Here is a 12,352-nt window from a genome sequence, read left to right as displayed (position 1 = left end):
ATTCCTCAATCCTAGAGAATCTACAATAAAATTTATTTGGTCTAAAATTAAAATTTATTCCTTCGGATAATGACTTTTCTCAAGAAATAATAATGCATAAGAAAAAGTATCTCTAATTGAATTTAGACTTAAACTTTTCATGAAAGATTTCAACCTCATCCACTCACAATTAACATATTGAAGTTTATAAACCAAAAAACCATTCATCAAAATGCGATTATCTTGTTGAATGGTTCTTAATTTTCAAAAAAGCTTATTTTACCCAGGGTTTCGCACATTCCTAGTGTTAATTTTCTTTTCCCCCCTTGGCTCTGTTTGGTTTCTAATTGTGTTTGGAACTTCTTCTGTCCCTTTATTATTTATTGTATTTTTATTTCTAACATCAGGTTTGACCTGGTTTTGTGGTTTATTCCTAACATTTGGTTTAACTACCGTTTTTTTAATATCTGTTGTAGCACATGGGTTGGTTGGTTTTGAACTGCCTTTTCCATATAGTGGAGGTCTAGCAGATCCTACGCAAACACTCCATTGACCATTCATTCCCGGCTTGTTTTTACCTATATCTACAGTTATAAATCCTACAAAGTTGTAATAATTCCCACTAACTACATTATAATCAACACCTCCTACAGTAGCAATTCCATTTGCTGTTGCTTTAAAATAGATTGAGGTTGCCGCTCCATTATATGTGAAGTTTGGATTAGAAATCAAATCAGTACTTGTAATTGTTCCAGTTGATGTGATTAAACAAAATTCTGTATTGTTATTAATCATTTCAAACTTCACTCCACAAGCAGGTTTTGGGGTTTTATTTATAACAATCTCATTATCTACTGTTCCACAGCTATTCGTCACTTGAATTGAATAAGTGTTTTTACCATCTGCAATTTTTATCAAATGAGTGAAAGACTTGGAACTCGCATTATAATTAAATCCACCTGATAGTCTTCCGTTGAGGTACACTTTAATTTGATTTACATTCGTTATATTTCTTATCGTTGCTTTAACATTAAAGCTCTCGCTTTCAATGGTCGTTACATTACTATTCGGTGAAACCATAGTTATTGTAGGCTTATCGCACTTCACCACATCATTGCCTATATCTCCTTTTGAAATCGTTTTCATCACTCTTTCAACTTTGACAGACGCTTGATGATTACCTCCTTCATTTTTTCCACTTACAACAAAAGTATTTTCACCAAGAATCAACTGACTTGAATAGCTTACCATTTGCGATTGACTATTAAAAGAATAGTCATTTGGATTAATTAGAATTCCGTTAAAATATAGTTTTATATCATCTTTTTGAGTAACTCTTTCGACTTTTGCAAGCATAGTGAATTTTTTATCAGTCACTGCTTTTTGACCAACTTTTGGAGATACGAAACTTACAAAAGGAGGTTTAACGGTTAACTTTCTGACATAGTTAATCGTACTTTCATCATAATCTGTTCCATCTGCATTCGTTGCCTTTACTTTTACAGTATTTTTTCCTGTTTTCAAGGTTGCAGTAAACTGAACACGGCTTGTACCGTTATTGAAAGTAAAGTTATTCGTTTGAATACCATTTATAATTACTTCAATTTCCGATTTACTTTCCACATTCTCCACTTTTGCAATCACTTTTTCACTGCTTTTGTTGGTAGAAAATGATTTTAAATTTGGAGTAAGAATATTTACAACCGGTGGAGTTTTAATTACAACAGGCCTGAAAAAGATGGTTGTTTCATCAGAATCATTTCCTTTTGAGTTACTAGCAATTACTTTAACAACATTTGATCCGGTGTTCAATTTAGCACTGAATTGTACCAATCCTGTTCCGTTATTATAAGTAAAGTTACTCGTTTGCACACCATTAATTAAAATTTCTATTTTTTGTTTAGTATCAACATTTTCAACTTTTGCAGTTATATTTTCACTGATTTTGAAAGTTGATAATGGATTTGCGCTTGGCTTAAGAATGTTTACAACTGGTGGCTTTTCTTTTATTATTCCGTCAGGAAAGTAAATCAAGCTTGTTTCATCAAAATCGCTCCCATGTGCATTACTTGCACTTACTTTAACTGTGTTTGGGCCTTCATTTAAAGTTGCAGTAAATTGCACTCGACTTGTTCCACTGTTGAAAGTGAAATTTGAGGTTTGAATTCCATTTATACGAACTTCTATCTCAGATTGACTGTCAACATTTTCAACTTTTACAGTCACCACTTCATTTAAATTCTCAGTATTTAAAGGATTCACATTTGGAGTTAAAATATCTACAACTGGCGCCAATTTCACAACAGCCGGACGGTAAAATATTGTTGTTTCGTCATAATCATTACCATGAGGATTACTTGCACTCACTTTCACATTATTCGCTCCAGAAATTAATGATGCGTTGAACTGTACATGATTAGTTCCACTATTAAATATGAAATTACTTATTTGAATTCCGTTCACATGAACATCTATATCCGACTTACTGTCGACATTTTCTACTTTCGCAATCACGGTTTCAAATAATTGTTCAGTAGTCAAAGGGTTTACACTTGGTGTAAGAATTTCAACTGCTGGTGGCTGAACATTTCCCGTTGATCCACGACGATAAACGATTACCGTTTCATCAAAATCATTTCCAAAAGAATTAATTGCAGTTACTCTTATGGTATTGTTTCCAGAATTTAAACTAGCATCGAATTCTACTCGACCAGTTCCGTTAGTATAGCTGAAGTTATTTGTTTGAACACCATTTATACGAACTTCAATTTGTTGCTTCGTATCTACATTCTCTACTTTAGCAATTATATTTTCGCTTGCTAGACTAGATGTGTAAGGACTCACATTTGGAGTAAGAATATTTACAACTGGTGGATTTTCGACAACAACTACATCCTTACGGTAAATAATTTGAGTTTCTTCAAAATCACTTCCATAATTATTGGCTGCACTTATTCTTATAGTATTCACGCCCGGAATCAACTTTGTATTTAATTGAATTTTATAAGTTGGATTATTATCCAATAAATTAAAACTAAAGTTATTTGTTAAACTTCCATTCACACGTACTTCAACTTGTTGCTTCAAATTAACCTTCGTAACATTTGCTACCACTGTTTCATAATCATCTGAAGTCTTATATGGATTGGCATATGGAGTTGTGACATTTACCGTTGGTGGATAATTCTTATTATCGGGAGCTGTACGTTGATAAATAATAATTGCTTCATCCGTATCTTGTCCATAATCATTTCTACCTTCAATTCTTAAAGTATTTTTTCCAGATCTCAAGTTCAATGGAATACTGAAATTATTGTTACCTGTGGTATTGAAGTTAAAGTTACTCACCACCTGATCATTAAAGTAAACTTTCACCAAGTTTCTATACTCTACATTTTGAATATCAGCTGTTACAGTGTAAGCTAAACTATTAATATAAAATGGCCTTAGCGTTGGATTTGTAATTTTCACAATTGGAGGATTTCCTTGAACTAATTCTTCATAATAAATTTCAAGGGCATCGTTATCTTTCCCGAATTGATTTTCACCTTCTAGGAAAAACACATTCAAACCTTTATTCAATTTAACAACTGCACGAAACTCTTGTGAATTCGAATTAAATGTAAAGTCGTTAGATTCTACTGAATTATCAGTGAAAGTAATCAAATTCTTACGTGAAACATTTTGAATTTTAGCGCTTAATTTTATCGTTGGAGAATTGGTTCTGTGTGGAGAATTAGGACTTGTGAAATCCACAATAGGTAAATCTTTACGAACAACAGGATTTTCTGAGATTGGTTCCTCATCTATTGGAGGCTCCCAAGTCGTTTTTCTACCTTTTAAATACCATTTAAAATAGATACTTGTGTAATGATAAAGATCATTTTTAAAAAAGTCACTCTCAACACCCTCTTGATTTAATGTTGTTCCGTCGAAATAATCACCTCTGAAAAAAGTTGTCTTATGTTCAATTCCCATCGAGAATCTACTGTTGAAATAATATCCAATTCCTACACCTAAACTAGGCAGAACTTTGAAATCAAAATCATTTCGAGTATAGCTATCTCCCGCTGAATTCATGTCCAAAGGAGTTTCATATTTTTCATCAATAATACTTCCATTTGGTGTTTCGTTGTATGGATAATAAGTGTCAGTGCTATTATTCACTAAATCTCCAGTAATGTTAGAAGCTGTAATTCCTATTCCTGCAAAAATATAAGGATCAATTCCTGTTCTTTCTTTAAACCTATTGGCATGCATAGAAAGTTCCAAAGCAAACCTATGTTGTCCCGCTCGGAAATTTTGAACAGCGAACCCAAGTGTATCATAGACTTCACCTAAAGCGTAATTATTTGAAATATAACTAGTTGTATCACTATCTTTACCATACCACGCTCCACCTAAATAGCGAAAACGAAGATCGAAAGAAACTGCATTTCCATAGTTTTGGTTAATAGAACCACCGAATACGAATCCTGCTCCTAAAGGAAAACGTTCTTTTGCGTTTTCCACATCTGTGGTATGCCAAGCGCTACCAATGTTTAATCCGAAGAATATTTTTGATGTGTTTTCGTAATCGAATCTTTGTGCATATCCTTGAAGGACGACAAAAATTAAAAGTGCTGATGTGAGTATAACTTTTTTCATAGCGTTTATTTTTTTAATCAGAAAACAGAATTTGTGCCAATTTTATATAATTATCGCACAAAATTAGTTTTTTAATTGAAGAACCATTGATCTAATGAGTTTTAGACAATAGAAAAAAACCGAACCACTATGGACTAAAAGTAACATAAGTTCACTTGAGAATAAAATTCAATAACTATCAAAATAGATAGAAATTAGATTTACGAGAATAGACCATTTATCTTATATCCAATAATTGATTTATCGTATTATTTTTAGAAACCAGATCCGATGAATATTCAGATAGCATAGTTTTAACTCAATCTCAGACCAATAAACTAATTACTTCAGAATGGTCTCGGGTTTAGATACTTTGAATTCTAGAAAATAAAACATCTTTATAATCAAACACTTACACAACCTTATCAATCACATTTTTTAAATCTGCTCTTGAATGAATTCCCGAAGCCCTCCAGCTGATTTCCCCCTGTTTGAATAATAAAAATGTGGGTACACCTTTAACTTTATATTTTTGAGAAGCCGCTTGATTTTTATCGACGTTGATTTTTATTACACGTAGCTTTTCTCCATACAGATTTTTGATTTCTTCAATAATCGGATTCATTGTTTGACAAGGTCCACACCAATCAGCATGAAAATCAACCAAAACCGGAATATCACCTTTTATTATATCTTTGAAACTACTCATAATTTTGATTTTTTTGTTGATGTTTTATTTTTGCTTCTGGATTATATCCATTAAATATATTTATCCAAATTAACCTTCCTGCTCTATAACTTAAAGGGGCCAAAACAATTAATACCACCAAAATATTAATAATGTAGACCCAGTAAGGAGTGTCCTGGTAAATCAAATAGGTAAGCACGAAAGTCGCAACCGAAAACGCTACAGTAACTGCATAGGAGGCATACATAGCACCATAGAAAAAACCATTTTCCTTTTCAAATTTATGACCACATTCACTACAATGCTCGTGCATTTTGTCGAACTTCTTCAAATTAAATATTGAATTGTATTTAAATACCTTTCCTTCAAGGCATGTAGGACAAGAATTTGTCAATACACTTCTAACTCTACTGTTTTTCCAAGCCATATTACAAAGATACTAAGAATAGCAATAAATATAAAGTGACTTTTATCACATTTCAAGGGGTTTCCACCCTTTAGTGAAAGTAAAATTATCATTATTCAATTTATTATGATCTAAACTTTTCGATAGCTTTTAAAACGCTTGGTTACCTATTATTTTATAAAAAAATTAACCCAAAAAACTCAAATGCTTTGTCTCTCATTTAAAAGATAAATTGTTATAGCTTGTCTAATCTAAAAATATCATCGAACTTTGCACCTCAATTTATGGAAGACAAAAAGAACATACGCGCTTTATCAAAAGCAGAATTAAAGAAAGAGTTCACCGAAATAGGTGAAAAGTCATTTCGTGCTACTCAGGTATATGAGTGGTTATGGCAAAAAAACGCTTCTTCTTTTGATGAAATGACAAATTTGAGTGTAAAACTCAGAGGCCATTTAAATAACAATTTTTTTATTGATCACATTTCATTAGATGAGCAACAAATTTCTCAAGATAGAACTATAAAGTGTGCATTTAATGTTGGTGTAGGTAAAGTTGTAGAAGGTGTTTTAATTCCTAGTAAAACAAGAATGACTGCTTGTATTTCTTCTCAAGTGGGTTGTAGTTTGGCGTGTAAATTTTGTGCAACTGGAAAATTAAAATTACTCAAGAACTTATCTGCTGGAGAAATTGTAGACCAAGTTGTTTACCTTAAAAACCTTGCGGAAAACAAATACACTCAGAACTTGAGTAATATAGTTTATATGGGAATGGGCGAGCCGCTTTTGAACTATAAAAACATGATGGACAGTATCCAGAAAATCACATCAGAAGATGGCTTGGGAATGTCGCCAAAAAGAATTACAGTTTCAACTGCTGGAATTGCAAAAATGATCAAGAAACTAGGGGATGATGAAGTAAAATTCAATCTAGCTATCTCTTTACATGCCGCTAATGACTTAAAGCGTGATAAGATCATGGCCATCAACGAGACCAATAATCTCGAAGCTTTGGCTGAAGCTATTGGTTATTTTTACGGAAAAACAGGTACACGCGTAACCTATGAATACATTATTTTTAAAGATTTCAACGATGAATTAGAGGACGCCCAAGAATTAGCTGAATTCTGTAAAATCGTACCTTGTAAGGTGAATATTATTGAATACAACACCATTGATGAAGGCGAATTCCAGCAAGCAGATGCCCAAAAGGTTGATCGTTTTGCTGCTTATCTTGAAAGTAAAAACATCATTGTGAATGTTCGCCGAAGTAGAGGAAAAGATATTGATGCCGCATGTGGACAATTGGCCAATAAAAATGAAGTGGTTACTGAGAGAATGCTAAAGTAAATAATTATGAATTGACAATTTTTAATTACGAATTCGTAATTGATAATTCGTAATTGATTCTTAATTTAATCGCATGTTTGAAGTCAACATAAACGCTGATTTAGGAGAAATGGCTGGCCAAGATGAGGCAATAATGCCGTATTTGAGTTCATGCAATATTGCCTCTGGTGGTCATGTTGGCAATAGTGAATCAATTCGAAAGACTATTTTACTCGCTCAACAACACGATGTAAAAATTGGAGCACATCCCTCCTATCCAGATTCAGAAAATTTCGGTAGAGTTCGACCTAATATTAGTGATCATCAATTACGCAGAAGTTTGAAATCTCAACTTCGTACTTTTTATGAAATTGCAAAAAAATCAAAAGCTGAGGTAAATCACATCAAACCGCACGGTGCGTTGTATCATGATGTGGTAAATAATGAAAGAATCGCCGATTTGTTTTTAGGTATTTTAGAAGACTTACAGCTAAAAACGACGATTTACACACTAAAAAATGGATTTTTACATCAAAAAGGAAGAGAAAACCATAAAATTCTTTTCGAAGCCTTTATTGATCGAAACTACAATTCTGACTTGAGTTTAGTTAGTCGAACAGATAAAAATGCACTCATTGAAAAACCATCAAATGTTTGGAATCAACTTTATAAAATGGCATTTTTAAAAAAAATTAATGTAATTTCGGGTGAATTGATAGATATAAATGCAGATACATTTTGCATTCATGGAGATCATCCTAATGCGTTAAATATTTTAAAATACATTCAAGCAGAATTAGAAAAGATGTAACAATGAAAAAGAAACCCACTATTTCACGATTTGGAGACCATGGGATTCTCATACGCTATCCTGAGAGAATTGACAATAAAATCCATAAAGTTCTCACCCAATACACGCATTATTTATCTAAATCATTGTCAGACTTAATTGATGGATTTACAATTGCTTATCATGAAAGCGCCTTCTATTTAAAGCGCGAAGTCTCAGTTGATGAAGCAATAGAAATATTTGTTAAAAAATTTAATCAAGCCAATTTAGCAGAAGAATTTGAAGAAACATCTATAATTTATCGTATTCCTGTATGTTATGAAGCACCTTTCGCATTAGATATCGAAGAAATTGCTACAGAAAAAAAAATTAGTGTGGATAAAGTAATTAAAATTCATACTCAACGTTTATACCCCGTTTATTTTATTGGATTCTTACCGGGCTTTCCATATCTAGGTGGAATGAGTAAAAAAATAGCTCATCCGAGAAAAGGAAGTCCACGTAAAAAAGTAGAACCAGGTTCGGTTGGAATAGCCGGAACACAAACCGGAATTTATCCGTGTGAATCCCCTGGAGGATGGAATATAATTGGTAGAAGTCCATTAAACTTTTTCGATATTCATAAAGAAAAACCTTCACTATTGAAAGCTGGTGACCACCTGCGTTTCGAAGCTATTGATTACGCAACATATAAACAGATTGAAGAGCAAGTCAAATCTGGCAGTTATATAATTCAGAAAAAAATCTACAAATGATTAAAGTTATTCAGCCTGGAACACATAGTACCATTCAAGATGGAGGAAGAATTAACTTTCGAAATCAGGGAGTTCCAATAGGTGGAGCTATGGATCATCACGCATATTTTTTGGTCAACCATTTGTTACAAAATGAGGAATTCGCTCCAGTTATTGAATTTGCCATCAATGGTCCATCATTGTATTTCTACGGTCAAACCTTTATTGCACTATCAGGGGCAGAGTTTCATGTTAAGTTAAACGGGAAAAAAATTTCGCAGAACACACCAATTCATGTTCCAGCAGAAAGCACCTTAGAAATTGGACATGTTTTTAAAGGCAATTTCGGTTATATTGCCGTTTTAGGAGGATTCAAAATTGAGAAAGTATTGAATAGTTCAAGTTTCAATCCCTTTTTACTCCCTTCTGCTAAATTAACTAAAGGAATGCAATTGGCTTATGTGAAAACTAAATTTAAGAATACCGAATTCAATTCACGTGTAACCCCAGTTCATGATAAATTTTGCAGGACAAAAATGGATGTTTATCCAGGTCCTGATTTCAACTTACTAAGTTTGGAGCAAAAAGAAAAATTAATAAACCAAAAATATTATGTAGCTCCAAACAGTAACAGAATGGCAGTTAAATTAGGAAATGTTCCCGAGATCAGCGCACCAGAAATTATAACAGCTCCAGTTCAACCAGGTACTGTCCAACTCACACCTTCTGGGGAATTGATAATATTGATGAGAGACGCCCAAACAACTGGAGGCTACGCAAGGGTTCTTCAACTCACTGATCACGCTATGAATAGTTTATCACAATGTGAAATTGGGGAAAAATATGAGGCCACTTTTCATTTAATTTAAATTTTTCATTATCCTATTGTTACATAAGCTTGGTTATTAAATACAACTATAGAATTTTCGCACATCATTTCTCCACAGCTTGTAATGATTCGTTTTCATCAACTTACTGACAATCTGTGATTAAAAAATCAAAACACTTGTTTCAGACGATCTCGAGTTACCATATAAATTCTTCAAACGTTAAGAACTACAGGCTAAGCTACCTTAACATTTAACCATTGATAATTAAGCATTAATTCTTATCTTTGCAACTCGAAAAATTAAGATAATCGAGCGATTGCTCATAAAACAAAATAAGGTATGGCACCGATTAAATCAAACATCATTTACACGCTAACGGATGAAGCTCCAATGTTGGCAACACATTCTTTATTGCCGGTAATTCGTGCATTTGGAAGTCAAGCTGGAATCGAATTTGAAACTAGAGATATTTCCTTAGCTGGAAGAATCATTTCAAAATTCCCGGAATTATTAACTAAAGACCAGCAAGTTGCTGATGATTTAGCGGAACTTGGTGAATTGGTGAAAAAGCCTGAGGCAAACATTATCAAATTACCAAACATTTCAGCTTCTGTAACTCAAATCAAAAAAGCAATTAGCGAATTGCAGTCTCACGGTTATCCATTACCTGATTACCCAGATGAGCCTAAAAATGATGATGAGAAAGCCATCAAAGCTAAATATGACACGGCAAAAGGTAGTGCGGTAAATCCTGTTTTACGTGAAGGAAATTCAGACAGACGTGCACCAAGAGCAGTTAAGGAATACGCTAAGCAAAACCCGCATAGAATGGGAGCTTGGAGTTCAGAATCTAAAACGCACGTTTCTACAATGAAAGAAGGTGATTTTAGATCAAACGAGAAATCAGTTACTTTAGAAGAAGCAACCAAAGTTCGTATAGAATTAGAGGCTAACGGAACAAAAAAGAACTTAAAAGAAGATTTAAATTTACTTAAAGGTGAGGTAATTGACGCTACTGTAATGAGTAAAAAAGCGTTGATTAAATTCTTGGAAGAACAAGTGAAGGATGCAAAAGCCAAAGGAGTTTTATTTTCACTCCACATGAAAGCAACGATGATGAAGGTTTCTGACCCTATCATTTTTGGTCATGCTGTTCGTACTTTCTTTAAACCAGTTTTTGATAAACATGCTACCACTTTTGATAAAATTGGTGTAGATGTTACCAACGGTTTAGGTGATTTATTGAGTCGAATCGATGATTTACCAGATTATGAAAAAGCAGACATCCAAAAAGATTTGGATGATGCAATGGAGAATGGACCTGCTATTGCAATGGTTAATTCGGATAAAGGAATTACAAATTTACATGTACCAAGTGACGTAATTATTGACGCTTCAATGCCTGCAATGATTCGTACTTCTGGTCAAATGTGGAATAAAGAAGGTGAACAACAAGATACTAAAGCTGTGATTCCAGATAGTTCTTATGCGGATGTCTTCCAAGCAACAATTGATTTCTGTATTGAACATGGAGCTTTTGACCCAACCAAAATGGGTAGTGTTTCAAACATTGGTTTGATGGCTCAAAAAGCAGAAGAATATGGTTCTCATGACAAAACTTTTGAAATTCCAGCTAATGGAACTGTTCGTGTGATTGATGCAAATAACAATGTTCTTACTGAGCACACAGTTGAAGAAGGAGATCTTTGGAGAATGTGTCAAGCTAAAGACGAACCAATTAAGGACTGGGTAAAGTTGGCAATTAATCGTGCAAAATCAAGTGGTCTTCCAGCAGTATTTTGGTTAGACGAAAACCGTGCACATGACCGTGAGTTAATCAAAAAAGTAAACTTGTATTTAAAAGATTACGATACCTCATCACTTGCAATTCAAATTATGTCTCCTGCTAAAGCAACAATGTTCTCATTGAAACGTGTAAAAGAAGGAAAAGACACAATTTCTGTAACAGGAAATGTTTTACGTGATTACTTAACAGACCTTTTCCCAATTTTAGAATTAGGAACTAGTGCGAAAATGCTTTCTATTGTTCCATTAATGAATGGTGGTGGTTTATTCGAAACTGGAGCGGGTGGATCTGCGCCAAAACACGTTGATCAATTAGTTGAGGAAAATCACCTTCGTTGGGATTCACTAGGTGAATTCTTAGCATTGGCGGTTTCTTTAGAGCATTATTCAGAAGTTACTGATAATTCAAAAGCTAAAGTTTTAGCAGAAGCATTGGATAACGCGACTGTTAAATTGTTAATGTCTGGAAAATCTCCTTCTCGTAAGGTAAATGAACTTGACAACAGAGGAAGTCACTTCTACTTAGCTTTGTATTGGGCACAAGAATTAGCAAACCAATCAGTTGATGCTGAATTAAAAGCGAAATTTGAACCTATTGCCGCTAAATTGACAGAAAACGAAGATAAAATAGTTAAAGAATTGAACGAAGTTCAAGGAAGTCCTGCACCAATCGGAGGTTACTATAATGCGCCAGAAGCCAATATTACAAAGGTAATGCGTCCAAGTGCTACATTAAATGAAGTATTGAAATTTTAATAGGATTGCCGCTTATTTAGTAGGTAGACCCTAATAAAGAAAGCCTACTAAATTTTAAAATATAATTCAAAACACCTCGTAGATTAATTTCTACGGGGTGTTTTGATTTTAAAAGAAAACTGCAAACATTAGTATTACCATAAACGTTTTTAACCGTTAAAAACGACTACACCCCTTCTATTGCTAGAGTTTAAAAACTAAGAGTTGGATTGCTAATTGATTTTAGAACTCACTTTGGTTTTAAAATTCATAGTAACATCCAACAGTAGAAAATGTCATTACTATTTGGAGATTGTCTCTTCAAAGTATTTACTCCCTAAGAAAACGGAAAAACTGCCGAAACCTTGGATTCTAATAAGCGTTTTTAACCGTTATAAACGACTACACCCTTTATATTGCTAGAGTTTAA

Annotated in this window: 8 protein-coding genes; 5 read left to right on the top strand and 3 right to left on the bottom strand. The window is 33.5% G+C overall.

The genetic code is table 11. The features are described from left to right. Positions 1–258 precede the first annotated feature (258 nt). The 3 genes from C6368_RS12335 to C6368_RS12325 all read right to left on the bottom strand — a co-directional run bounded on the left by C6368_RS12335 (position 259) and on the right by C6368_RS12325 (position 5,720). Positions 259–4,626, bottom strand: coding sequence for a hypothetical protein (locus C6368_RS12335; protein ID WP_107039520.1), 4,368 nt, complete (start codon positions 4,624–4,626; stop codon positions 259–261). Between the two features lie 391 nt (positions 4,627–5,017). Then, positions 5,018–5,314 (bottom strand): thioredoxin, encoded by a 297-nt coding sequence (gene trxA / locus C6368_RS12330; protein WP_107039519.1) that lies wholly within the window; start codon positions 5,312–5,314, stop codon positions 5,018–5,020. After that, a complete protein-coding gene (locus C6368_RS12325) occupies positions 5,307–5,720 on the bottom strand; it encodes a DUF983 domain-containing protein (RefSeq protein ID WP_107039518.1) in 414 nt (137 codons plus the stop codon). Before C6368_RS12325 ends, trxA begins: the two co-directional genes overlap by 8 nt. Before the next feature lie 263 nt (positions 5,721–5,983). Here C6368_RS12325 and rlmN point away from each other — a divergent pair, with 263 nt between their 5' ends. The 5 genes from rlmN (at position 5,984) to C6368_RS12300 (ending at position 11,943) form a co-directional block, all read left to right on the top strand. Continuing rightward, positions 5,984–7,048 (top strand): 23S rRNA (adenine(2503)-C(2))-methyltransferase RlmN, encoded by a 1,065-nt coding sequence (gene rlmN, locus C6368_RS12320; protein WP_107039517.1) that lies wholly within the window; start codon positions 5,984–5,986, stop codon positions 7,046–7,048. A 73-nt stretch (positions 7,049–7,121) separates the two neighbouring features. Further along, entirely contained in the window at positions 7,122–7,838 is a 717-nt protein-coding gene (locus C6368_RS12315; protein WP_107039516.1) for a LamB/YcsF family protein, read from the top strand. A 2-nt stretch (positions 7,839–7,840) separates the two neighbouring features. Beyond that, on the top strand, positions 7,841–8,572 hold the full coding sequence (pxpB, locus tag C6368_RS12310; protein WP_107039515.1) for a 5-oxoprolinase subunit PxpB: 732 nt from the start codon (positions 7,841–7,843) through the stop codon (positions 8,570–8,572). Continuing rightward, entirely contained in the window at positions 8,569–9,420 is an 852-nt protein-coding gene (locus C6368_RS12305; protein ID WP_107039514.1) for a 5-oxoprolinase subunit C family protein, read from the top strand. The genes pxpB and C6368_RS12305 overlap by 4 nt, the downstream gene beginning before the upstream one ends. Positions 9,421–9,720: 300 nt before the next feature. Beyond that, positions 9,721–11,943 carry an NADP-dependent isocitrate dehydrogenase gene (locus C6368_RS12300; RefSeq protein ID WP_107039513.1) on the top strand — a complete coding sequence of 741 codons (2,223 nt, stop codon included), beginning with the start codon at positions 9,721–9,723 and terminating at the stop codon, positions 11,941–11,943. Positions 11,944–12,352 lie beyond the last annotated feature (409 nt).

The organism is Brumimicrobium mesophilum, from assembly GCF_003025005.1.
Lineage (GTDB): Bacteria > Bacteroidota > Bacteroidia > Flavobacteriales_D > Crocinitomicaceae > Brumimicrobium > Brumimicrobium mesophilum.
Note: the sequence above shows the minus strand (reverse complement) of the source record. Positions and strands in the feature narration are given on the sequence as shown.

Bases quoted from the DNA above. Each gene is read 5' to 3' on its own strand.
- pxpB (WP_107039515.1), top strand. From the start codon at position 7,841: ATGAAAAAGAAACCCACTATTTCACGATTTGGAGACCATGGGATTCTC.
- C6368_RS12315 (WP_107039516.1), top strand. From the start codon at position 7,122: ATGTTTGAAGTCAACATAAACGCTGATTTAGGAGAAATGGCTGGCCAA.
- C6368_RS12335 (WP_107039520.1), bottom strand. From the start codon at position 4,626: ATGAAAAAAGTTATACTCACATCAGCACTTTTAATTTTTGTCGTCCTT.
- trxA (WP_107039519.1), bottom strand. From the start codon at position 5,314: ATGAGTAGTTTCAAAGATATAATAAAAGGTGATATTCCGGTTTTGGTT.
- C6368_RS12305 (WP_107039514.1), top strand. From the start codon at position 8,569: ATGATTAAAGTTATTCAGCCTGGAACACATAGTACCATTCAAGATGGA.
- C6368_RS12325 (WP_107039518.1), bottom strand. From the start codon at position 5,720: ATGGCTTGGAAAAACAGTAGAGTTAGAAGTGTATTGACAAATTCTTGT.
- C6368_RS12300 (WP_107039513.1), top strand. From the start codon at position 9,721: ATGGCACCGATTAAATCAAACATCATTTACACGCTAACGGATGAAGCT.
- rlmN (WP_107039517.1), top strand. From the start codon at position 5,984: ATGGAAGACAAAAAGAACATACGCGCTTTATCAAAAGCAGAATTAAAG.